Source organism: Microcystis sp. LSC13-02 (genome assembly GCA_002282935.1).
In the GTDB taxonomy this organism is placed as follows: Bacteria; Cyanobacteriota; Cyanobacteriia; order Cyanobacteriales; family Microcystaceae; genus Microcystis.
Genome location: MTBT01000158.1, coordinates 1 through 24,271 on the forward strand (window position 1 = coordinate 1; position 24,271 = coordinate 24,271).

General features: G+C 41.3%; 23 protein-coding genes and 1 pseudogene. 19 read left to right on the plus strand and 5 right to left on the minus strand.

What is annotated here, in order from left to right; genetic code table 11:
- The 9 genes from BGL89_RS09520 to psb34 all read left to right on the plus strand — a co-directional run.
- Positions 1 to 291, plus strand: a 291-nt coding sequence (locus BGL89_RS09520) for a hypothetical protein (protein WP_286825509.1), incomplete at its 5' end; no start/stop codon positions are given.
- A gap of 98 nt (positions 292 to 389) precedes the next feature.
- Complete coding sequence (locus tag BGL89_RS09525; protein WP_286825510.1) at positions 390 to 899, plus strand: hypothetical protein; 510 nt, start codon at positions 390 to 392, stop codon at positions 897 to 899.
- 71 nt (positions 900 to 970) lie between these two features.
- Positions 971 to 1,750, plus strand: a complete 780-nt coding sequence (locus BGL89_RS09530; RefSeq protein ID WP_286825511.1) for a photosystem II electron transport protein, Sll1252 family — start codon at positions 971 to 973, stop codon at positions 1,748 to 1,750.
- 43 nt (positions 1,751 to 1,793) lie between these two features.
- Complete coding sequence (locus BGL89_RS09535; RefSeq protein ID WP_286825512.1) at positions 1,794 to 3,842, plus strand: DNA phosphorothioation-associated putative methyltransferase; 2,049 nt, start codon at positions 1,794 to 1,796, stop codon at positions 3,840 to 3,842.
- Positions 3,843 to 3,876: 34 nt separating this feature from the next.
- Positions 3,877 to 4,503, plus strand: a complete 627-nt coding sequence (locus tag BGL89_RS09540; protein ID WP_286825513.1) for a Uma2 family endonuclease — start codon at positions 3,877 to 3,879, stop codon at positions 4,501 to 4,503.
- Positions 4,504 to 4,519: 16 nt separating this feature from the next.
- Positions 4,520 to 5,833, plus strand: coding sequence for a dolichyl-phosphate-mannose--protein mannosyltransferase (locus BGL89_RS09545; protein ID WP_286825529.1), 1,314 nt, complete (start codon positions 4,520 to 4,522; stop codon positions 5,831 to 5,833).
- A gap of 61 nt (positions 5,834 to 5,894) precedes the next feature.
- Complete coding sequence (gene trpS / locus BGL89_RS09550; RefSeq protein WP_286825514.1) at positions 5,895 to 6,905, plus strand: tryptophan--tRNA ligase; 1,011 nt, start codon at positions 5,895 to 5,897, stop codon at positions 6,903 to 6,905.
- 235 nt (positions 6,906 to 7,140) lie between these two features.
- Positions 7,141 to 8,190 (plus strand): DNA-methyltransferase, encoded by a 1,050-nt coding sequence (locus BGL89_RS09555; protein WP_286825515.1) that lies wholly within the window; start codon positions 7,141 to 7,143, stop codon positions 8,188 to 8,190.
- 232 nt (positions 8,191 to 8,422) lie between these two features.
- Positions 8,423 to 8,602, plus strand: a complete 180-nt coding sequence (psb34, locus tag BGL89_RS09560) for a photosystem II assembly protein Psb34 (protein ID WP_002732326.1) — start codon at positions 8,423 to 8,425, stop codon at positions 8,600 to 8,602.
- Between the two features lie 74 nt (positions 8,603 to 8,676).
- Here psb34 and BGL89_RS09565 read toward each other — a convergent pair whose 3' ends face one another.
- Positions 8,677 to 9,459, minus strand: coding sequence for a tetratricopeptide repeat protein (locus BGL89_RS09565; protein ID WP_286825516.1), 783 nt, complete (start codon positions 9,457 to 9,459; stop codon positions 8,677 to 8,679).
- A 62-nt stretch (positions 9,460 to 9,521) separates the two neighbouring features.
- Between BGL89_RS09565 and psbP the strand changes: the two genes are divergently transcribed.
- The 4 genes and pseudogenes from psbP (at position 9,522) to ureG (ending at position 12,240) form a co-directional block, all read left to right on the plus strand.
- Entirely contained in the window at positions 9,522 to 10,070 is a 549-nt protein-coding gene (gene psbP, locus BGL89_RS09570; protein ID WP_286825517.1) for a photosystem II reaction center PsbP, read from the plus strand.
- Positions 10,071 to 10,344: 274 nt separating this feature from the next.
- Positions 10,345 to 10,755, plus strand: a pseudogene (locus tag BGL89_RS09575) (hypothetical protein).
- Between the two features lie 128 nt (positions 10,756 to 10,883).
- Complete coding sequence (locus BGL89_RS09580) at positions 10,884 to 11,471, plus strand: Maf family protein (protein WP_012265567.1); 588 nt, start codon at positions 10,884 to 10,886, stop codon at positions 11,469 to 11,471.
- Positions 11,472 to 11,646: 175 nt separating this feature from the next.
- Positions 11,647 to 12,240 carry an urease accessory protein UreG gene (gene ureG, locus BGL89_RS09585; protein ID WP_002792251.1) on the plus strand — a complete coding sequence of 198 codons (594 nt, stop codon included), beginning with the start codon at positions 11,647 to 11,649 and terminating at the stop codon, positions 12,238 to 12,240.
- A gap of 10 nt (positions 12,241 to 12,250) precedes the next feature.
- On the opposite strand, the gene BGL89_RS09590 is transcribed toward ureG, so the two are convergent.
- From BGL89_RS09590 to BGL89_RS09600, 3 genes are all read right to left on the minus strand, one after another.
- On the minus strand, positions 12,251 to 12,976 hold the full coding sequence (locus tag BGL89_RS09590; protein ID WP_286825518.1) for a WecB/TagA/CpsF family glycosyltransferase: 726 nt from the start codon (positions 12,974 to 12,976) through the stop codon (positions 12,251 to 12,253).
- A 15-nt stretch (positions 12,977 to 12,991) separates the two neighbouring features.
- A complete protein-coding gene (locus BGL89_RS09595; protein ID WP_286825519.1) occupies positions 12,992 to 14,419 on the minus strand; it encodes an ABC transporter substrate-binding protein in 1,428 nt (475 codons plus the stop codon).
- Positions 14,420 to 14,610: 191 nt separating this feature from the next.
- Entirely contained in the window at positions 14,611 to 16,212 is a 1,602-nt protein-coding gene (locus BGL89_RS09600) for a B12-binding domain-containing radical SAM protein (protein WP_286825520.1), read from the minus strand.
- A gap of 396 nt (positions 16,213 to 16,608) precedes the next feature.
- On the opposite strand from BGL89_RS09600, the gene BGL89_RS09605 reads away from it, so the two are divergent.
- Entirely contained in the window at positions 16,609 to 16,785 is a 177-nt protein-coding gene (locus BGL89_RS09605; RefSeq protein WP_286825521.1) for a DUF4089 domain-containing protein, read from the plus strand.
- On the plus strand, positions 16,782 to 18,098 hold the full coding sequence (locus BGL89_RS09610; protein ID WP_286825522.1) for an AtzE family amidohydrolase: 1,317 nt from the start codon (positions 16,782 to 16,784) through the stop codon (positions 18,096 to 18,098). The genes BGL89_RS09605 and BGL89_RS09610 overlap by 4 nt, the downstream gene beginning before the upstream one ends.
- Here BGL89_RS09610 and BGL89_RS09615 read toward each other — a convergent pair.
- Entirely contained in the window at positions 18,095 to 19,255 is a 1,161-nt protein-coding gene (locus tag BGL89_RS09615; protein WP_286825523.1) for a glycosyltransferase family protein, read from the minus strand. The genes BGL89_RS09610 and BGL89_RS09615 overlap by 4 nt on opposite strands.
- 165 nt (positions 19,256 to 19,420) lie before the next feature.
- Between BGL89_RS09615 and BGL89_RS09620 the strand changes: the two genes are divergently transcribed.
- The 4 genes from BGL89_RS09620 (at position 19,421) to rodA (ending at position 24,153) form a co-directional block, all read left to right on the plus strand.
- Complete coding sequence (locus BGL89_RS09620) at positions 19,421 to 20,698, plus strand: glycosyltransferase (RefSeq protein WP_286825524.1); 1,278 nt, start codon at positions 19,421 to 19,423, stop codon at positions 20,696 to 20,698.
- On the plus strand, positions 20,685 to 21,476 hold the full coding sequence (locus BGL89_RS09625) for an MOSC domain-containing protein (RefSeq protein ID WP_286825525.1): 792 nt from the start codon (positions 20,685 to 20,687) through the stop codon (positions 21,474 to 21,476). The genes BGL89_RS09620 and BGL89_RS09625 overlap by 14 nt, the downstream gene beginning before the upstream one ends.
- Before the next feature lie 317 nt (positions 21,477 to 21,793).
- Entirely contained in the window at positions 21,794 to 22,855 is a 1,062-nt protein-coding gene (locus BGL89_RS09630; RefSeq protein ID WP_286825530.1) for an Mrp/NBP35 family ATP-binding protein, read from the plus strand.
- A gap of 17 nt (positions 22,856 to 22,872) precedes the next feature.
- Positions 22,873 to 24,153 (plus strand): rod shape-determining protein RodA, encoded by a 1,281-nt coding sequence (gene rodA, locus BGL89_RS09635; RefSeq protein ID WP_286825526.1) that lies wholly within the window; start codon positions 22,873 to 22,875, stop codon positions 24,151 to 24,153.
- Positions 24,154 to 24,271 lie beyond the last annotated feature (118 nt).

Below are 24,271 nucleotides of genomic sequence, written 5' to 3' on the forward strand. Positions count from 1 at the left end.
CAGGTGCGAAACCCCGCAAGGGAAAGAAGCAGAAACCTAAATCGTGAGGTTTGGGAATCACCGTCCGTTTACGGCGGTGAGGATGTCAATGCTGGAACTCTAACCTATTTTTTAGTTTTTACGTCAGGAGTGAATCGGGATAAGATTAAAATAATGACACAAGTGAGTCAAGCTTTACAGTCTGATGCCAATGGTAATAATCCGAAAAAACTTCTTGTTAATAATGATAATTGGACTATCTCCCTTGATCTTTATGGTCAATTATTGCCAGAAATCACCAAAATAAAGTAATTTCTTTCCATCCCCTTTAATATTTTCTCGATCGAGCGGCTTTTCAGTCCCCAAAATCCTTACAATAGGAGATGAAGATAGCTGAAAAGTTGGAGAATATGAATTATCTCATTGCCGTGTTAGCTGATCGCATACAAGCAGAAGAAGCTGCCGTTGCCCTCGAAAAAGCGGGAATTCCCCAATCTCAAGTGACCATTCTCGGTCGCGGCTATAAAAGTGCCGATGAGTTCGGTTTGATCGATCCCTTCCAACAGGCCAAAAAACGGGCTACTCTCATGGCTTTTTGGCTAATTCCCTTCGGTTTTGCCGGTGGCTACCTTTTTAACCTGATTACGGGATTGCATACCTTTGATTGGGCAGGAGAACCGGGGAATCATATTGTTGGCGGCATTGCTGGGGCGATTGGGGGGGCAATGGGCAGTATTTTCGTCGGTGGTGGCGTGGGTTTATCGTCCGGCAGTGGCGATGCACTTCCCTATCGCAATCGTCTCGGCGCTGGAAAATATATTATTGTCGTGCAGGGTTCCGAAAACTTGAAAAATCAAGCGACTCTTATCCTCCGTCAATTTAACCCCGAAAATCTGCAAGGATACGCCCTAGAACAGTGAACGGTTATCGGGAATAAGTTATCGGTCATTTGATTTTTTCCTAAGAATTTTTGATTAATTACCACAAAACAATGTCACCAAGAGAAGAATTACTAAAGGGTGTCGAGAATCGCGAGGAGATAGCGAAAGTTATTGATAAAGCCGAACAAGCGATCAAGACTTGGGAAGTGACGGTGACAGACTTTCTTTCTCCCGCGGTTTTAGCGGAAGTAGAACGGGTTTTTCAGCGTTTAACCGATGTGTCAATGCAAAAATGGGGCGGTTATCCCCAAGCAGAAAGACAGCGCCTCGGTATTGCTAGAGTTGATCTACCTTTGACAGTAACAGATATTCCCCTATCTGCCCTTGATATTGCCGGTAATTTTCTTTTTGATACCGCTAACCACCGGGATTTTTTAGGGGCGATGTTAGGGACGGGTATCGTCCGGGAAAAAGTCGGCGATATAATCGTTTTAGGTGAGCGAGGAGCGCAGGCGATTGTAGTGCCTGAATTGGCAGATTTTTTATGTGCTAATTTACTACAAGTGCGTTCAGTTCCCGTGAAAACTAGCCCGATTCCTTTGACGGAATTAAAAGTTAGACCACCGCAAAAAAAAGAAATTAATACTGTGGAAGCTTCCTTGCGTTTAGATGCGATCGCCTCGGCGGGTTTTGGCATTTCTCGCAGTAAAATGGCCGAAGCAATTAGCGCTGGGGATGTGCGAGTTAACTGGAAAGATATCAGCCAATCTAGTTATAACGTTAAAACCGGTGATTTGATTTCTTTTCGGGGAAAAGGTCGTCTAGAAGTGGGTGAGGTTACTATGACAAAAAAAGAGCGCTATCGGGTTCATTTAACTAGATTTATTTAGTTTTTTCTGTCTCTAGAATTTGTTATTAGACAGATTAATTGCCATGGCTGAGAATTTCACCGTAATCGTGCAACTGTGTCAAGTTAGTCCCATCGGTAAACTATTACCGGGGGCGCTTTATGTTCATCGAGAGGCATTACATCAACTTGATCCTATCCTCCAGAATTACGAACAAAAAGGAAGAATTAATCAGCATTTATCTGAGGCAACAATAATTAAATTTAGCACCGATAAACCGAAAATATCCTATCTTTTTTATCCCGATTTTGATCGGGAACCTCACCCAGCTTTAACTAAAAGTTTAGTAGTAGATATGGGGACATTAATATTAAGTGAATGGAATTATCAAAATGCCGATAATCCGCCCATTTTACACCGAAAAGAAACTTTTGTTACTAGGGACTATCCCCTTTATCAAGAATTCGATCATCTCACAAAAATCGAGAGTGCTTTAGGACTTTTAAACAGTTCTTATCCCATCGGTACTAAACAGGAATGGCAACGGCTTTTAAGAAAGCATAACCTTGATTTTGCAGGAGATTATTTAGTTTGTAATCTAGAGGGACAAAAGGAAAAATCGATAATAATTGATCGCCACAAAGCCGCTCTTGTTCGCAAAACCCTTTCTCGTCCGACAAGATTAGCATTAGCGGCGGGATTATTCCTTCCTGAAACCACTTTTTTTGATTACGGTTGTGGTTATGGAGGTGATATAGAACGCATAGCCGAACAGGGTTATCAAAGTGAAGGTTGGGATCCTTATTATCGTCCCGATAGTCCTTTAATTGAATCTGATATTGTTAATTTAGGCTATGTAATTAATGTTATTGAATCCGCCGAGGAACGGCAGGAAGCCTTATTAAAAGCTTGGCAACTAACCCGTCAAGTTTTAATTGTTTCAGCACAGATTCTAATTGATGATAGCGAACGGGGTTTAATGGCTTATGAAGATGGAATTATAACCCGTCGTAATACCTTTCAAAAATACTATCAACAGGAAGAACTAAAACAGTATATTGATAGCACTTTGGGGGTTGATTCTATTCCGATAACTTTGGGAGTTTATCTAGTTTTTCGAGAGGAAGAAAAAGCGGAAGCTTTTCGTTTATCCAGATGGCGTTCCCGCGCTACCACTCCTAAAATTAAAACCCATCTCAAATGCTTTGAAGATTACGAAGATCTATTAACTCCCCTGATGGAATTTTACACCCAGCAGGGACGTTTACCCGTCGCGGGTGAATTATTACAAGAGGAAGAAATTAAGGCAGAATTTGGCACTTTTAGACGAGCTTTTCAAGTGATTTTACAAGTAACAGAAGCGGAAGAATGGGAGATAATTGCCGATAAAAGACGCGCCGATCTTTTACTTTATTTAGCTTTAAGTCAATTTAGCCACTGTCCGAAAGTACGGGAATTATCCCCCGCTACCCGTGCCGATTTTAAAGCTTTATTTGGCAGTTATCGCAATGCTTGCGCTTTAGCAGAAGAAGTGTTAATAAGTGCGGGAAATTTGGCAGCGATCGCTCGTACTTGTGAAAATAGTTCTTTAGGCAAACTTTCCCGTTATTCCCTAACTATTCATATTAGCATTCTGGAAAAATTACCGATGTTATTACGCTTATATGAAGGTTGTGCTAGTCAAACTATCGGACGGTTAGAAAATGCTAATGTTATTCGTTTATCCTTTCGTCAACCCAAAATTTCCTATCTTTATTACCCCAATTTTGATACAGAAATCCATCCGATTTTAGCTACTAGCATGGATGTATATTTAGGTTCGGCTGATTTTAGTTTTCGCGATTATCGGGATAGTCCTAATCCGCCAATTCTACACGAAAAAGAGCTTTTAGTAACGGCTGATTATCCTAACTATGATAAATTGCTTCAGTTAACTAAATTAGAAAAGGATTGGGGATTGTTAGAAGATAGAAAAGCGATCGAACGTTTACAGGGTTGGCAAAAATGTTTAGAGGATCATTGTGCTACAATCAAAGGCTATCAGATCCTGTGGCGAAAAGATGCTGATCCCTATAAAGTTAAGATTTTACGAGCTAAAATTCAGACCAGAAGAAATCAAAATAAGTCTTGCTGAGTAATTAAGTCAAATAGACGAGGTAATTAATTTTATGATGACTACGATTCGGTTACAAGGATTAGAAGGTTTCGAGTTAAAAGCTAATGATCCTGAACAAAGAATGTTAATTTCTGGGGTTAATTGGCAACAGTACGAAACCCTCTTAAAACATTTAGAAGATAGTTCGAGTTATCGCATCACTTACTTAGATGGAATGGTAGAAATTATGGCTCCTAGTCGTCGTCATGAAGTTAGCAAAAAAAATATCGGTAGATTGGTAGAAGTTTATTTAGAATATGCTGAAATTGATTTCTGGGGATTAGGTTCCACCACTTTGCGAAAACAGGAAAAAGAAGCGGGAAAAGAACCAGATGAATGTTTTTGTTTATTCACAGAAAAAGAGTTTCCTGATTTGGCGATCGAAATAATTTTAACCAGTGGCAGCCTGAAAGTTTTAGAAGTTTATAAAAGATTGGGAACTCAAGAGGTTTGGTTTTGGCAAGATAATCAGTTAAAAATCTATTCTTTGCAAGAGAATGGCGAATATATTTTAATCCCTAAAAGTGCTTTATTACCGGATTTAAATTTAGAATTATTAGCCGAATATGTCAACCATCCTAATCCCCGTCTTGCTGTCAAAGAATTTCGCTCGCAGTTACCAGAAAATTCCCAGTTATAATAACTATTGTCTTTCCATGAATTCTCAAGTCAAATTTAACCTATCTATCCTAGCAATATTTTTATTTTCTCTGGCGATAAGATTCTGGAATCTCAGTCAATTTAATACTCTTGTTTTCGATGAAGTTTATTATGCTAAATACGGCAATGAATATCTAATCGGTAAAGAATTTTTCCAGTCTCATCCACCGTTAAGTCAATACTTAATTGCTATTAGTATCTGGATTGGTTCCCATTTTCCTGCCGCTCCTGAAACCATTAATAATTTAACTGGTTCCCCGCGCTCAACTTTTAGTTATCGCTGGTTAAATGCTTTCACTGGTTCTTTTATTCCCCTAATTATTGGCGCAATTGCTTATCAATTAACCCAGAGAAAAACTGTATTTTTAATCACAACTTTCCTCGCCAGTTTAGACGGATTATTTCTGGTGGAATCCCGCTATGCTCTCAATAATATTTACTTAATTTTATTCGGTTTGTCTGGACAATTATTTTTTTTATTAGCGCTCCAGAAAAATCAAAAACTCAATTGGCTATTATTATCGGGAGTTTCTTTCGGTTTAGCGGCAAATATCAAATGGAATGGCTTAGGATTTTTACTAGGAATATTTATTTTTATCGGTATTGCTTGGTTAATAAAATTATTTAATCAAGAGCAGTCAAAAGATAATCTTTGGACAAAGGCAACTAACCTGAGATTAGAGTACATTTTTATCGCCTTAATTGTCTTTCCCCTAGTCACCTATAGTTTGCTGTGGATACCGCATCTTCTCGTCAACCATCAATATAATTTTTGGCAAGTACATCAAGAAATTTGGTCATTTCATCAGAAAATAAAAGGTAATCAATCTGATGTCCATCCCTATTGTTCTCCCTGGTATAGTTGGTTAGTAATGGGGCGACCTGTGGCTTATTATTTTGAGAGAGTAGGTGATAAAATTTATGATGTTCACGCTATGGGAAATCCGTTTTTATGGTGGTTTTCTACGGGAGCAATTCTAGTGGTTTTTAGTCGATTATTTAACCGAAAAGAGCGAGTAATTTCCGCCTATCTTATCTGTAACTATATTGCTAATCTGCTGCCCTGGTTAAAAATTAGTCGCTGTACCTTTCTCTATCATTATATGGCTGCCTATAGCTTCACTTTGATTGCCCTAGCTTGGCTCTTAGCCGATGGTTTAGAAAGTTCCAGTCCTATTTATAAAAATTGCTCGCGCTCGCTCATAATTTTGATAATTTTTGCCTTTATCCATTGGCTACCAATTTATTTAGGCATTCCCCTGTCAGTGCGGGATTATTATCTGAGAATGATTTTTCCCAATTGGATTTAGGATGAAATTAGCCCCAAAAACTGATACAATGAAATCATGATAAAAAGCGATCGCATGAGTTATGGGTAAACAAAGAATCTTATCTGGTGTGCAACCAACCGGCAATTTACATTTAGGCAATTATCTCGGTGCGATCCGCAATTGGGTGGAGGGACAAAAAGACTACGATAATTTCTTTTGTGTGGTCGATTTACACGCGATCACCGTTCCCCATAATCCCGCAACTCTTGCGGAGGATACTTTAGCAATTGCCGCTTTATATTTAGCCTGCGGAATTGATTTAGAATATGCGACTATCTTTGTCCAATCCCACGTTAAAGCTCATACAGAATTAACTTGGTTATTGAATTGTATCACCCCTTTAAATTGGTTAACTGATATGATTCAATTTAAAGAAAAGGCGATTAAACAGGGGGAAAATGTTGGCACAGGTTTACTCGATTATCCCGTGCTGATGGCTGCCGATATCCTACTCTACGATGCCGATAAAGTACCCGTGGGAGAAGATCAAAAACAACATTTAGAATTAACTCGCGATATAGCCGTTAGAATTAATCATCTTTTTGGGCAACCGAAACAACCAATTTTAAAACTCCCCGATCCAATGATCCGCAAGGAAGGAGCGCGGGTGATGAGTTTAACCGATGGCCGGAATAAAATGTCTAAATCCGATCCTTCCGAGATGAGTCGGATTAATATTCTCGATAGTCCCGATGTTATTGCCAAGAAAATTAAACGCTGTAAAACCGATCTAGTTAAGGGTTTAACTTTCGATGATCCAGAACGTCCCGAATGCCATAATTTATTAACTCTCTATGGCATTTTATCGGGAAAAAGTCAAGAGGTAGTCGGGGTAGAATGTGCCGATTTAGGTTGGGGACAATTTAAGCCGATGTTAACAGAAGTCATGATAGAATCTCTGAAACCTATTCAGGAAAAATACGCCGAAATTAGAGAGGATAAAGATTATTTAGCCACGGTTTTACGACAAGGTCGTCTCAAAGCAGAAGCGGTGGCCAATCAAACTCTCGATCGAGTTAAAAATGCCATGGGTTATTTACCCCCATTTTAGGGATAATTTTCGGGTGCATCTCCTAATTATCAATCTACTCAGTTGAGATTTTTCAAGGAAAACTCGCTGCTTTATCAGTCAATCTTTAACTCTTGGTGGGGTTCTACCCCCCCATCCAGGGTAAGGGAAGGAGAATGATTACAAAAGTTATTAAATTAAGCACAACTCCAGTGATATTTTGGTAAAATAAGGGCATAATTGAAACTATCAAAATACTTACCTGTCCTTTGAAATTATGGTTGTAGAGTCCCAGGGGAAACAAAAAAAACTATCGTCTAGGGAAGATGAGTCTCGTCCAATTGCCAGCAAGGAACAAAACTCTTATCTAGCAGAGGGAATTGTTGATCATCAATCAACTCAGATTGCTCCTTCCTCCTTGCTACAGCCATTTTCTCCAGAGTTAGAAAAAGATAGAGCCAACAAATTTAATTCTCTTAAAGAAATTCTGGTTAGTCATCTTGGTCAACCTTTTTACTCGGACAACGGCTTTATTCTTTATCAAGGAGATGCCACAGACTTTTTGTCTAAACTATCTCATAGTGACATAAAAATTGACCTCACTGTTACATCACCACCTTATAATATTGGCAAAGAATATGAACGAGTTCTTTCAATCAATGACTATGTTGATTGGTGTGCTAATTGGCTGCAGCAAATTTATCATATTACTCAAGATAACGGTGCTTTTTGGCTAAATGTTGGTTATTTAGAAGTACCAGAAAAGGGATTATGTGTTCCGATTCCCTATCTTCTTTGGGATAAGTCTCCCTTTTATCTTTTACAAGAAATTGTCTGGAAATATGGGGCAGGTGTTTCTACAAAAAATCGTCTTAGTCCTCGCAATGAAAAATGGCTCTTTTATCTAAAAAATTGCCAAGAATATACTTTTAACTTAGATAATATTCGTGACCCTAACGTTAAGTATCCCAATCAAAAGAAAAATGGTAAATATCGTTGTAATCCCCTCGGTAAAAATCCTTCTGATGTGTGGGAAGTTCCTAAAGTCACTACAGGAGAAAAGCGCAGTTCTAAGGAAAGAACCGGACATCCCGCACAATTTCCTTTAGCAATTGTCGAGAGAATTATACAAGCTTCATCTAACCCCGTAGAAATAATTCTTGATCCCTTTGCTGGTTCTTGTTCTACAGGAATAGCGGCCTTGGGATTAGGAAGAATTTTTGTGGGTTTTGAAATTCGACAAGACTATTGCGAGATAGCTGCAGAGAGATTTAAAAGATTTAAAAAAGAAAGAAGCAATACTTATATTCAAGGATCATTATTATAGTATTAAAAACGGATTTGGTATGATTGACTTTTTTAAACTTGTTTTCGCAGTTTCAATCAGGGGAAATGCGATCGCCCATAAAAGGAGCAGACTCCAGCAGTTACCCCAAGACTAAGAATTGTTATCCCCGCCGGAATTCCAAACATCCCCGACTCACTTACTAAAAATATGTTGTACTATTGTGATAAGAGGATTTTTTTCCTTAAAAATTGTCATATTTGAGGTTTTGATTATGCCTTATACAAACGAAGAAGGTGGACGCTTAAATAATTTTGCCGCCGAACCGAAAGTTTATCAAGCGGATCCCCCGACTAAATCGCAACAACGTAATTATCTTTTCTGGGGCGTTGCTGCGATCACACTTGTCGGTGGACTGTTAGCCGTCGCTTTTTACGCATCTCAAGCTGGCTAAAATTTAGTCCCTCGTAGTTGCGATTTAGCCCCTTTCACTCCTCTTTACCGCTAATATCACAACTACTCCCTATTTTAAGGCTTTTGTCCCTGAATTAATGCCACTGCTGACTGAGACTTAGCCGCAGTCCCCTGTTTACCCTGAGATAACGCTAGACGGGCCGCTTCCTCTAAATCAGCGATCGCTTTTTCCCTGTTTCCCAATTTATAATAGGTCAAACCCCGATTGTGGTAAGCTTCGGCAAAATTAGCATTAATTTTCAGACTCTCATTATAGTCCCTTAAAGCCATTTCCTGCTGTCCGGCTCGGTTATAGGCCAGGGCGCGATTATAGAAAATGCGATCCTGTCCTCTAGTTCCCTGTAAACTCAAAGCTTTTGTGTAATCCTCGATCGCTTCTAGGTGTCTTCCCAAGTCATCCTTGGCATTACCGCGATAAATAAAGAAATCAGCAAAATTTCCGTTTAAAGCGAGCGCTTTTGTGCAATCTTCCACCGCTGCCTCGTATTTTTTCGTCAGATAATGCACATAACAACGATTACCGAGAGCATTAACATAATTGGGGTTGATTGTCAAGGCCTGGGTATAATCTGCGATCGCTCGCTCGTACTGGCCGAGAACTAATTCCGCATAGCCGCGATTATAATAAGCATCGGCATCCTTTGGCTCTAATTGTAGAGCCTGAGTAAAATCTGCGCTCGCACCTGAGTAATCCCCTGCGGTTAAACGATCCACACCCCGATTATAAAATTCTACAGCTTTCACGGGGTTAGCGGTAGTTTGAGAGCTTAGGGGAGAGATGGTCAGTAAAAAAGTCGCTATAGCCATAATAATTGTCAATTTTTTCTTAATTTTCATAATCCCTTCACCTAAACAATTCAAGGTAAAATTAAACAGCCCTACTCACAGGTCAAAATATCATGATTAAATCTCTTTTGGCGACTTTCCTCCTCATTACCACCCTCCTCTTAACCAGTTGTGCAACTCCCATCGCTGGACTGCAAGGATATACCAGTGGCAGCCAAGGCTATCAATTTTTATATCCTAAGGGTTGGACGCAGGTGGATGTGAAAAAAGTTGCAGGAGTAGATGTGGTTTTTCATGACCTGATCGAAACTAGCGAAAATTTAAGCGTTATTATCAACCCCGTCCCCGACAATAAAACCTTAACAGATTTAGGGACTCCCTCGGAAGTTGGCTATCGTCTCCTGAAAAATAACAGTCTTAACCCCAATCTCGATAAGGAAGTAGAATTAATTCGCTCAGAATCCCATCAAATCGACGGTCAAGATTATTATATCCTCGAATATCAAGTTAAATTAGCCAACGGCCAAGAACGTCATAATCTGGCCAGCGTCACGGTTAATAATAATAAACTCTATTCTTTTAATCTTTCCACTTCCCAAAAACGTTGGACGCAAATTCAAGAACTCTTTGAAACTATCGTTGATTCTTTCTCGGTTAGTTAAATGTCAGAGGATAGGAAATTTTCAGTAAAATGTAGGGTGCGTTAGACGGCAAAAATTCCTGTTTTGACTTAAAGGTAAAAATCCGTCGTAACGCACCACCTATCATCAACTAGGTAGCTGGTTACAATTAAAGATAAAATACTTACTTAGTCAGTAATCAGTGAAAAGACAGGAGGAAACTTCTATTTAATACTGTCACTTAAAACTCAAATCTAATAACCGATAACTGGTAACCGATAACTGGTAACTGGTAACTGATAACTGATAACTGAATATGAGTAACTCGGAAGAAAATAGACTAGATAGACTGGAATCTCTTGCTGAAACTACCCTAACAGAACTACGGGAGATTAAATCAGGACTACAGGAGATTAAATTAGGACTACAGGAGATTAAATTAGGACTACAGGAAACCAATCAGGGATTAAAAGAAACTAGAGCGATCGCTAATTCTAACGCTAAATCGATCGAAGCGTTAACTAATAGTCTTGCTGAGTCTAAAAAAGAATGGGAAAAAGACAGACGGGGACTTGATCAACTCCTAGGACAATTAACTCGATCAAGGTCAGATTTTTATGAGGTTCAGTCATATTTTTACAATTGATTTGACAATGAAGAAAGACAATACCGCATGGTTGAGATTTTAGATCGTTATTTACCCCCCGAAAATTCTGCCAATTCTTAGCAGAAATAGCTACAAAACCGATAACTGATGGTGGGTTACGGTAAATAGATAAATCAATAATTAAGTCTCATAATTTGTCATTGCCTAACCCACCCTACCTAACTTTTTTCCTTTTTTCTTGAAAACTTATGTCAATTCCCTTGATTCTTGCTTCCGCTTCTCCTGCGCGTAAAAAACTATTACAAATGGTGGGAATCGATCCGATTGTGCGAGTGAGTAACTTTGATGAATCGACAATTAATGCTGATGATACTCTCCATCTTGTCCAAACTTTAGCCCAATGTAAAGCGCAAACGATCGCCCCTAAATTTGATACAGGATTAATTCTTGGTTGCGATTCTGTCTTAGAAGTAGCGGGGGAAGTCTATGGCAAACCCAAGGATAAATCAGAAGCGATCGAGCGTTGGCAAAAAATGCGCGGTCAGGTGGGTACACTCTATACAGGTCATGCTTTAATCGATCGAGTTAATAATCAAACTTTGACTCGTTGTGGGATCACTAAAGTTCACTTTGCCAATATCAGTGATGAAACAATTATTGCCTACGTTGACACCGAAGAACCCCTCAAATGTGCCGGCTGTTTTGCCCTAGAAGGAAAGGGGGGTCTATTCGTGGAAAGATTAGAGGGATGTCACAGTAATGTGATCGGTTTAAGTTTGCCCCTATTTAGGCAGATGTTAACGGATTTTGGCTACCAAATCACTGACTTTTGGTGATCTTTTTGTCGATAATTTCCCCAAATTTATTGGCAAAAAGGCTTGACAAATTCTCAGATTTGCGTTAACCTTTTATTATAATGGGAATCCGTGTCGCCCTGCGAACCCCTCTTTTTTCTATCCGATAGCCCCAAAATTTTTAACCCTTTCCTTTTCACTTTTTCCCGAAAAAACTATGTCTTGCTTGCGCGTGGGAATTGCCGGTCCGGTGGGTTCAGGAAAAACAGCCCTTCTCGATGCCCTGTGTAAAAATTTGCGGGATCAATATCCGATCGCCGTAGTCACCAATGACATTTATACTCAAGAAGATGCCCAATTTTTAGTGAGATCGCAAGCTTTAGCCCCGGAAAGAATTTTAGGAGTAGAAACGGGAGGATGTCCCCATACAGCTATTCGCGAGGATGCCTCAATTAACTTAGTTGCCATTGAACAGTTAGAGAGAAAATTTGCTAACTTAAAGCTAATTTTTCTGGAAAGTGGTGGCGACAATTTAGCGGCAACCTTTAGCCCCGAATTAGTAGATTTAACCATCTATGTAATTGACGTGGCAGCCGGAGATAAAATCCCTCGCAAAGGGGGACCTGGTATCACCAAATCGGATTTATTGGTAATCAATAAAATAGATTTAGCCCCGATGGTGGGGGCAGATTTAGGAGTGATGGATAGAGATGCCAAAAAAATGCGCGGAGATAAACCCTTTATCTTCACCAACTTAAAAACACGGGAAGGATTAGAGCGAGTGATTGCCTTTATTGAAAAGAATTTATAATAAACTATTACTAGGAATAAAAAAGAGAGCGCCAGAAAAATTTAGGTAAAGCTAACATTCTTTTCCAGCGCCAAGGTTCCTGATAAAGTCGGTATAACCACTCTAAATTATTGTCACAGAAAAAGCGAGGGGCGCGGATTTTTGTACCGGACCAGATATCAAAACTACCCCCCACACCTACCCAGATAGCTTGGGGACAGAGATAGCGATGTTCCCTAATCCAATATTCTTGTCGGGGTACTCCCAAACCAACTAAAATTAACCGCGGTTGTTGATCTTTTAACACCTCAATCCAATCGGACATTTCCTCGGAGGATAGATAACCGTGGTTAGTCAGAATACGGATATTAGGTATCTTTTTTTGCCAATTACTTGCCGCTTTTTCAGTAATCCCCGGGTTACCACCAAAAAAAGCAATAGGAAAACTCTCTCCCTGCATTCCTAACTCAGTAATTAAGGATTCTGATAATTCAATACCGGGGCAGCGGGTTTGTTTTTTACCCCTTAATTTTAAGTAAATGACAATCCCCGCGCCGTCGGGAATAACTAAATCTGCTTCCCGAATAACTTGGGCAACTTTAGCATCATTTTCCCCTAACATGGCCATTTCTGCATTAAGAGTGACAACGTGGGAACCAAAACCTTGATAGACGCGATCAATTAACCAACGACTGTAGTTATCGAGAAGATGAACTGGTAAACCGAGAACTGAATATTTAGGGGGAGTTTCTAACATATAAGTCATCTTGATTTAGTTGTCATTTGATCGAGAAATTGGCACAAAATCCACCCCAAAACTAGAACGAGAACCGGGTTTAACTACCACTAATTGCACGGATTGATTGCGATCGCCAGATGGTAAAAATCGCACTGGATTAGTTGCCCCAGGCGCAGAAAAATTACTGCTTCTTAACGCCTGTTGAACTCCCTCTCGGCTAGATTCTGCCTTAATTCCAGCGATTAAAGCCTGGGTAGCGTCATAGGCGGTAGCAGTGCGCCAATTTACGTCTCCTTGCCACAATTGGCGGGAATTATTGACAAAAGGACTATTCGGATTAGCCCCTAAATGCCAAGCGACAGCGACAATCATGCCCAAGGCATTTTTTCCGCCTACATCCAGAGTTTTGGGGCTATAAACGTCATCACCCGCCACAATCGGTAATTTTTGACCATTGATTTGAACCACCTGCAAAGCCTCATCTAGGGTACCACTATCCCCAAGAAGGGCGATTAGATTTGCTCCCTCCTGTTGAGCTTGTTGGAGGCTTTTAGAAGGGGTAAAAGTCAGGGAAGATAGATCAAATTCACTCACCACTTGACCTCCTCCTAATCCTAAAGCGGTGATAAATTCAGATTTTAGGGATTGACTATAATTACTTTGGGAGTTAAAAAATACCACTGCCTTGACGTTAGGAATTTTTTGCAAGCTAGATTCGGCTAATGCCCGTGCCGCCACAAAATCACTGGGAACAGAACGAAAGATATAGTCACCAAAATTGGAGAGTTTAACTGAGGTACTGATGGGGGAAATCATTACTAATCCTGCTTTTTGATAGATAGCAGCTGCGGCTAAAGAGGTATCACTGCTAGTGTGTCCTACTACTCCTAAAATGCTGTTATCAGCCGCTAATTTTTGGGCAATTTGAGCGGCAATTTCGGGATTATCAGCATCATCAGCAATGAGAACTTTTAAAGGAATGCCATTAATTCCTCCAGTTTGATTGATTTGATTTTGAGATTGGGCAACTCCTCGTAAAACTTCTAGGGCGGTGTTGACATTGCTCCCAATTGGCACGGAAACGGCGATAGTATTGGACTTAGCTTGACCAATACGGGCGTTATTTAAGTAGATGAGAGCTTCGGGATCATTTTGATTAGTTTGCAGGGATTTTTCTAGGAGGTAAACTGCTTGCTGAAAGTCGCCTTTTCCGATCGCCTGTATGGCAGCTTGTTTGTCAGAAGAAGCCCCTTCAACTATTAATAAGTTTTCCCCTTGACTAAATTTTGCTTGTGCCGATACCGATTTTTGCTCTGGTGATATTTTATCTATTTCAGAAAGATTGGTTGGGTTATTTTTTCCTTGAAAACGATTGTATAACCACCAACTACCTACCCCAAAAAATATTAGGGTAATCAGCAGGGCTAAAAGGAGGGGAACTGTATCATTTTTCTGGCTCATGGGCTGATCAGCTAAGATTAAATTAATGGTTTAATCGAGATTTATAGTTAATAAAAGTAACATTCTTGGGCTTTTAATAGGCTAATTAAAGTCTGAATTGCACCACTACCAGATATACCCTATAGAATACCTCATTTGGGGTCTGATAGTCAAGACATTGTTTAAATGCGTCTTAGCTTATTAGCGATACTTTACCTTTTTGTTTGGGAATCTTCTAAATGTTTTACTAAAACATTTGAGGATAAAGGACCGTGTAAATGACTCCAGGGTAAAACCTGTTCTAAACGCCATTGCTGATGGACGTAATAATCTAGAGGGGGAATTTGTCCTTTTAGTTCCTTAAAAGCCCGTTTATAACTGCCTAAAGAATCACCGTAACCACGGGTTAATTCTAACAGGGAAGTTAAGCGGCGATCGCCTCTAGATAAAAGGGCTTGAATTACTGACCAATTATAACTCTCTGGTCGAAATTCTATGCCCTGTTTACCTAATTGTTTCTCTAGATATTTTAATCTTTTTTCGGCCATTTTATTAACTCCAAACCACTGAAAAGGAGTATGGGATTTAGGCACAAAGGTGCTGCAACCGAAAGAGATTCGCAATCCAGAGGCGGCTTTTTTTAAGGCTATCAACATTTCCACAGTCGCCGCAATATCTTCGGCTTCTTCTCCCGGTATTCCCACCATACCATAGAGTTTTATCCCTTTTAAACCGCCCGCTTTGGCATTAATGGCAGCTTGGATAATTTCATCATTGGCTAACTTTTTGTTGATAATTTCTCGCAGGCGATCGGAACCACTTTCTACGGCAATAGTAATTGATTTGGTGTCTCTTTGGGATAAAATTCTGGCTAATTTTTCCGTGACTGTATTAGTTCTAACTGAGGCGATCGAGAGTCTAACTCCCTCAAATTGTGGTTGAAAAAGATAATCAAGTAAGGTTTCAAATTCAGGATGTTGACTGACGGAAGCCCCTAATAAACCAAGGCGATCGGTCACTTTTAAACCTTTTTCAATGGCGGGAATTAAAGATTCTAAACTAGCGGTACGAAAGGGTAAAGTTAGATAACTAGCTAAACAAAAACGGCACATTTCTGGACAACTTCGCACCACCTCTACCATATAAATATTCTCCCATGCCGCTTGTTTTGTCACCACCGTAGAAGCAGCAAGAGTGTTACTGCGATAGGTTTGTTTACTAACAAAGGCAGCCACATTATTATCTATGGGTAGAATTGCTGTAATTTCACCTTCAGGACTATCATAATTAACGGTATATAAACTAGGAACATACACCCCCGGAACCTGGGACAAATGACGGAGTTTTGTCGGGCGATCGGCGTTTCTAACCTCTTGATAGGCATTAATAAAATCAGCAATTAAATTTTCACCATCTCCCAATAAAATTACATCAAAAAAAGCGGCAAAAGGTTCGGGATTGGCGGTTAAAACTGGCCCACCTCCGAAAATTATCGCTTGCCGATCTTGCCGTTGATGACTGTGACAAGGAATTTCTAAAGATTCTAACAGCGAGAGGATATTAACATAGTCTAATTCCCAAGAAAAGGAAAAGCCGACTAATTCGGGATAACGGGGTAAAGATTCTTGAAAATCCGTAAATAAACGACTAACTTGTATATCTGATCGCAGGGCTAAAGTTGCCCAAACAATTTGATAACCTAAACTGGTTATACCCAGGGAATACTGATTAGGGAAAGCAAAAATAGTTCTCAGGGCATCACTGTTAGGTATTGCGGGAGTAAAGAGTAGTTTTTCGTCTTGTAAGATGGTCATTTCAGTTATCAGTTATTAGTTATCAGTTATCAGTTATCAGGTATCAGAACGTAGGTTGGGTTGAAGCATGAAACCCAACGCCCGCTCATGTTACGAAGTGCGCTAACCCATCCTACAAATAATTGTGCCTCCCTACTTATAAGTTTAATTTAAATCCGGAGGTGAAGGAGGGGAAAATATCTCAATATACAGTTCTATGAACATATCTAAGGTTATGATCCTGGGGATTCGGTGGTCAGGAACAAATTCAAGTTATACTTCCTCCCTAGGGATAGCTATTGTATTTACAGGAGATTTTCTCTTATATCCTAGCAGCTTAACTAGGTGTCGATTTTATTCCTGAGCGCCGCTTTCAAGCAACTCTTTATCTCCTTCACCCCAGCCGGAACGAAATCTATGAATAACCCGGAAGAATACGTTATAATCATGACAAAAATCCTAGATTTAACCATTCCCGATCGCTATTTAAATTCTGTGGTTGAAAACTGGCAACGCTTGCAAGAAATCGCCAGTTTAGTGACAGAATTTCCCTTAGAGGATGACGGGGAAAGCGCCCTCAGCTTTGAACCATGACTATTTCTGTGAGCAATTTAGCTCGATCGAGCCAAAATCGTCAAACTAGCGCCTTAGAAGTTATTAGCCAGACTTTGGCGGCGATAGAGGCGAAAAATCCCCATTTAAATTGCTTTACCGACATTTTACACCCCAGAGCGCTCGCTCAAGCCCAAAAAATTGATCTAGCGATCGCCAATGGGGAACCCGTCGGTGTCTTAGCGGGAGTCCCCTTCGCCGTCAAAAATCTCTTTGATATCGAGGGAATCATCACTTTAGCAGGTTCCAAAATCAATCGGGATAATCCCCCAGCAAGACAGGATGCGATCGCTATTCAAACCCTAGAAGCAGCCGGGGCGGTTTTGGTGGGGGCGACCAATATGGATGAGTACGCCTACGGTTTTGTCACCGAAAATGCCCATTATGGAGCAACTCCCAACCCCCGCGATCCTAGTCGCGTGTCGGGGGGATCCTCCGGTGGTTCCGCCGCCGCCGTTGCCGCTAATTTAGTGCCTCTCGCCCTCGGTTCCGACACTAATGGTTCGGTGAGGGTTCCCGCCGCTTGCTGTGGCGTGGTGGGGCTAAAACCCACCTTTGGGCGCGTATCCCGTCAGGGCTTATTTTTGTTCGTTAGTAGTTTGGATCATCTGGGATTTTTTAGCGGCAATGTGGCGGATATGGCGGCTATTTGGAGTCTTTTTGCCAAAAATAACCTTAAAGCCCCTTTACATGGCTTAGAGGGCGTAAAAATAGCCCTTGCCGACGATTATTTTCAGCAGGGAGCCGAACCAGAAGTAATCGAGGCGGTGACAGCGATCGCCGAACGTTTAGGAGTTACCAAAAAAATCACCATTCCCGAAACCGCCCGCGCCAGAGCAGCCGCCTATATAATTACCGCTTCCGAGGGCGCAAATTGGCATTTACCGCGTTTACAGACCAGATTAGAGGATTTTGACCCCGCAACCCGGGATCGCTTCTTGGCAGGGGCATTAATTCCCTCTAGCTGGTATTTACAGGCTCAACGTTTTCGCCGTTGGTATCGCGATCGTCTGCGAGAGATTTTCACCGAAGTCGATATTATCCTCACCCCGACGATTCCCTGTATTGCGCCACCGTTAGGAGTAGAAAAAATGATTATTGACGGGCAAGAGCTATTAATTCGCCCTAATTTAGGCAGATTCACCCAACCTTTTTCTTTTATCGGTTTACCTGCCCTTTCTTTGCCGATTAAACGTCCATCCCAGCTACCTTTAGGTTTGCAAATCATCGCTGCCCCCGATCGCGAAGACTTAATCCTAAGCGTAGCCAAGGTTTTAGAGGAAATGCTAATCTAAGCATCAGCTTCAATCACATCTAACCAAGCGGCGGCCGATCGCTCCCAAGTGTCAGTTAGGGCAATTTGACCACATCTTGCGCGCTCTTGGGCTAAAAGCTGGGGATTTTTCAGTAATTCGACAATTTTCCAGGCTATAGCTTCCTGAGTAGCGGGATCGGTTACTTCCCCCGGCACTTTCACACAGTAGTCTTTTTCTCGAAAAACGGCAAAATCCGTCACCACTGGCAGACAGCCCACCACTGCCGACTCGCGCACAGAAATACAATCGATCTCACGATAGGTGCAACCGTAGTAATGAATAGCAGAGCGCGCTTTTTCCTCGATTAGTTGACGATAACCCATCATTCCGCGATCAACTACCCCCGGACTAGCTTTAATCAAAGCGATTAAATTATCGCGCCATTCCCTGCGATCGCCAATGCCATCCCGTTTAGTAAAACCATAGTAGAGATGTAACTCGGCCGCGGGAATTTCCGCCTTGATAATCGGCCAGCCATGCTTTAACATCGACTCTAGGCCGCGATAATAACGAGAGGCATAGACTAGACGATAGGGAAGATAGTCACTTTCCGGCACTGTCTCACTTACAGCCAAAAGGGAAGTATCGATACCATTAGGAACAATCGGACATTGATGATCGGCACAGAAATCCAGTAAATCCCGTTGATATTGGCTTTTACAGAAAATTTTGTCATATCTAGCCAAAATTTCCGGGGTATAGGAGTCTGCCGGCACTTTAATATCTTGCCAATCAAAAAAAATTCGTTCTGCCTTGGTACCCGGACGGCAATAGGTGGGATGACGAGAGATCACCAATGTCTCAAAGTGATCCTGCCAATTCATGTGGTAATAATTAACATAGCGAATACCGTCCTGTTCCCCTTCCATACCCTCACAATTGCCGAAAATCGTCACTTTATAGCCGCGTTTCGTCCATTCCTGCGCTAAAAAAGCCACCGATGCCTGTGTGCCACTGGCCCCCCGTTGCCAAATTTCCGCCGGAAGCATGGGACGATATTTTTCTGTGTAAATAACGATCGATTTTTTCGGCCAACGACGGGCGCTCAAACGCTGTTTAATTTGAAATAGGGAAGGTGCGCTGGCCCGTAGCCATTGTTTGAGATTAGATTGTAGGGATGGAGTAGCTTGTGACACTCTTTTTCTCCAAGATCGAGGAAAAATAGGGGCGATGGGTGATAGAGTCTTAGTTTCTCGAATTTAACTCGATTTCTCGACTCAGTAGAACAATTCGAGCCTATCATATAATGGGTTCAAGTCAAAAATCAATCTTTTTATTGCCAGCTATCGACAAGGAAATCTATGAAAATTGTCATCCCGATCGTGTTTTATCGCAAAGGAGGAGTAGAAAGAGTCATTATCTCTTTAATACCTAGCTTATTAGAATACGTCGAACAAATTATTATCGTCCTTCCTCGTAATGATATTGAATATTTTAAGTCTTTAATGCCTGATTCCGATAAACTTATCTATGAGGATTTTGCTTTTTACCCCCAGAGTTTTGAGACAAAACTAATCTATTTTTATGGTCTTCTAGCGAATTTTTACAAAACCCTAAGACTGAATTCTCTTCATCGTCTTTTCTCTCGTAGAATTGAACTTTTACGCATCGAAGCAAGAATTAATCAGATTATCAAGCGTTACCAAGCTGATCACTGTTTGTATGGGATGACTAATCGGATTTCTCCCCCCAATGTCAAGGTTACTTTAAGTGGCATTATTTATGATGTCTTTTGGCAATTTGCTCCCTTAACTTACTCAGAATCCTATCAAGAACCCTACAATGAAGTCTTAAAAGAATGGTTAGATAAGGCCGATCTACTGTTCACAATTTCCCAAAAAACTAAAGACGATGTTTTAAAGGTTTTTCCCAATGCTACCTATGCTAGTAAATTAAAAGCTGTACCCTTAGCAGGATTTATCGAGCAGTCTAATCCCAAGAGTGATTTAGTCAAAAGTGAGCTAGTTACTTTTTATTTTCCCTCCTCCTTTGGTATCTACAAAGATCATCTGACTTTGCTCAAAGCAGCCATTAAACTAGCGAAACAAGGTTTAAAATTTCAAATAGTTTTCATCGGTAAAGAAACCGATAATCTAGTTAGTGGAAATCTGCAATTATCTCAACAATCCAAAACTCAAGAATACCAAGATTATCTCAAAGAATGTACCCGAGTTTATCGGGAAAATCAAGAAATTTTCGAGAGTCATATCAAGGGATTAGGTTATCAAGACTATGAAACATTGCAATTTTATTATCAAACCTGTTCCTGTGTGGTATTTCCCTCAAAATACGAAGGTTTTGGATTAGCAATAGCGGAAGCCATTTTACAAGGTATTCCCGTTATCGCTTCCGATTTAGAAGTGTTTCAAGAACAGGTAGAATTATATAATTGTCCCGAAAGAGTGCAATTCTATACTAGGGGAGATGCGGAGAGTTTAGCCAACTGTTTAGAACAATTTATCCTCAATCCAATTCCTCGCTTGTTACCCGAAGATATCCCCAATAAAATTAATCTCTGGACTTGGGAAGATGTGGCGAAAAAATATGTAGAACTACTGAAAGAAAATGCAGGTTACTGATCTCTATATCTACCCGATTAAATCCTGTCGAGGTATTCAATTATCCCAAGCTGAAGTGACTCCTAAAGGTTTACTCTGGGATCGGGAAATGATGTTAGTGGATGGCAAGGGTAAATTTATCACTCAAAGGGAATATCCGCAATTAGCCACGGTTTCTGTAACGATTACCGAAGATAATTTTTCTCTAAAAACATCTCAAGACTGCCTGACTTTTCAGCCTAATTTCACAGGAGAAAAAAGAGCGGTTCAAATCTGGGAATCTCAAACTATAGCCATAGATCAAGGGGATGAAATCGCCGAATGGTTCGAGAAAATTCTGGACATTCCTTGTCGTTTATTGCGACAATCTCCCGATTACCTGCGTCCTGCGAATCCTCAGTATGCGGGGAACGATCATACTCCCGTCAGCTTTGCCGATGGTTATCCAATTTTATTAACTAATACTGCCTCTTTAGAGGATTTAAATAAGCGCTTACTTGAACCCGTGCCGATGAATCGTTTTCGGCCTAATATTGTTATTAGTAGCGATCGAGCTTTTAGCGAAAGTAGTTGGCAAAAGATCACAATTGCTGAGATCACCTATGCTCTGGTTAAACCCTGTAGTCGCTGTATTATCACCACCACCGATCAAGAAACAGGTATGAGAAATTCTCAGATGGAACCCCTAAAAACCTTAAGAACTTTTCGCAGTTTCCCCGGGGGAATTATGTTCGGAGAAAATGTCATCCCCGAAAAGACAGGTACAATTAAAGTCGGCGATCCTATTAGCGTAATCTAGAGATATAGAGATATGGGGGAATGGGGAAGTGGGGGTTATCAGTTATCAGTTATCAGTTATCAGTTATCAGTGAACAGATGTGAGCTTTCAGTTCACTGATTAAGTACCTAAGCAAAATTAATTACACATATCTAACCCCGCTCTTGCCTGTTGCCTTTTGCCTCTTGCCTATCTTCACTAGGAAATTAATTTTGCACGACTACTTACTGTTCACTGTTCACAGCAAAAAACTCCCCACTCCCCACTGATAACTGTGCGGGCATCAAGGTTAAGATAAATAACCATAAGAACAATACTTGACTAGAGACACTGAAACCATGCCCCTTGATACCGCATCGATTTTAGAAGTATTACGTCCCGTTCAAGATCCGGAACTGCAAAAAAGCCTAGTGGAATTGAACATGATCCGCAATGTGGCGATCGATGGCGGAAAAGTTAGCTTTACCCTAGTTTTGACCACTCCTGCCTGTCCTTTGCGCGAATTTATCGTTGAAGACTGCCAAAAAGCCGTTAAACAGCTGCCCGGTGTGGAAAGTGTTGCCGTGGATGTAACTGCCGAAACCCCGCAACAAAAAGCTTTACCGGATCGCCAAGGTGTGGAGGGGGTTAAAAATATTATCGCCGTTTCCAGTGGTAAGGGCGGTGTGGGAAAAAGTACCGTGGCTGTGAATATCGCCGTCGCCTTGGCTCATTTAGGGGCAAAAGTGGGGCTATTAGACGCGGACATCTACGGCCCCAACGCCCCGACAATGTTGGGCTTAAATGACGCACAAGTGAGCGTACAGGGCGCAAATGGCGAGATATTGGAACCCGCTTTCAACCATGGCATCAAAATGGTTTCCATGGGCTTTTTGATCAACCCCGATCAACCGGTAATCTGGCGCGGTCCGATGTTAAACGGCATTATCCGTCAGTTTCTCTATCAGGTCAATTGGGGCGATTTAGACTATTTAATCGTCGATATGCCTCCCGGTACTGGGGATGCACAATTAACTTTAATTCAATCGGTCCCCCTAGCGGGTGCGGTGATTGTCACCACTCCCCAGACGGTTTCTTTAATTGATGCGCGCCGGGGTTTAAAAATGTTCCAACAGCTAGGGGCGCGGGTTTTGGGTATTGTGGAAAATATGAGTTATTTTATCCCTCCCGATCAGCCCGATCGCTCCTATGATCTATTTGGTTCCGGTGGTGGGGAAAAAACCTCGCAAGAATTGGGCATTCCTTTACTGGGATGTGTGCCTCTGGAGATATCCCTACGGGAGGGCGGTGATACTGGTGTACCAGTGGTTGTGGGGCAACCGGAATCGGCCTCAGCTAAAGCCCTGATAGCGATCGCTCGTCAGGTGGCGGCGAAAGTATCCGTAGCAGCCTATAGTTAATAAATGTGGGGAGAGAAATGGTGAGAAGACAGTCCCTTATTAGTAGGAAACTAAGGGGTTTTAACGAGCAGTTTAGCTTCATTTTCCGGGATATAGCCCAAATTGATTGGCTTTTGTTCGTTTTGGTGACGGGTTTAACCGTTTTCGGTGGTTTAATGATTCGTAGTGCCGAAAGGAACACCACCGCTCTCGACTGGTGGCAACACTGGTTATTCGGTGCTGGGGGAGTGGCGATCGCTGTATTTCTGTCCCGTTGTCGTTACGAAAGTCTGCTGAAATGGCACTGGTTAACCTATCTTGTCACCAATCTCTCCCTAATTGCGGTAATTGTCCTAGGGGTGACGGCGAATGGGGCGCAAAGTTGGATTAATATCGGCAGTTTTAACGTGCAACCGTCGGAATTTGCCAAGGTAGGTTTAATTATCACCCTGGCAGCCCTCCTACATCATCGTCCCGCCGATAATCTTTTTGCGATCGCTCGTGTCTTTGCCGTCACTGCCGTACCCTGGGTGTTAATTATGGCGCAGCCGGACTTGGGGACAGGATTAGTCTTTGGAGCAATTACCCTAGGCATGATTTACTGGGCTAATGCCAAACTCCCTTGGATGATTATCCTGTTATCTCCCCTCGCATCGGTTTTTCTGTTTAATTTACTTTTTCCTGCTTGGATTGTTTTAGCAATTATCATCGCTGTCCTTGCTTGGTTTACCCTCCCCTACCGTTTTTTATCTACTTTCATCGTGGTGGCAACTAATCTGGCAGTGGGTAAATTAGGCGAGGTTTTTTGGGGTTTATTAAAAGAATATCAAAAAGATCGTTTAACCCTATTTCTTGACCCAGAAAAGAATCCTTTGGGGGGAGGTTATCAATTAATTCAATCCCGCATTGCCATCGGATCCGGAGAATTATTAGGACGGGGATTACACCAAGGCACCCAAACCCAATTAAATTTTATTCCCGAACAACACACCGATTTTATCTTCACCGTAGTCGGGGAAGAATTCGGTTTTGTCGGCAGTATTTTGGTTTTAATAGCTTTCTGGTTAATCTGTTGGCGTTTGTTAGTCATTGCTAATACTGCTAAAGAAAACTTTGGTTCTTTAATAGCGATCGGTGTTCTCTCAATGATCGCTTTTCAGGCAATTCTTAATATTAGCATGACCGTGGGATTAGCCCCGATTACAGGGATTCCTTTACCCTGGTTAAGTTATGGACGTTCATCTTTATTAACCAATTTTATTGCCTTGGGTTTAGTGGAATCCGTGGCTAATTATCGCCCCCGTAAGCGTTTGTACTAAGTAGGGTCTGCTGAAAAAGTTTTTCGGTGGGGGTTGGGGGATGGGGGATGGGTTTTACCGATTTTCAGGTGGTCAACTACCTAATTTTCAGGGAAAAAGTACCTGAATTTTCCCCCTG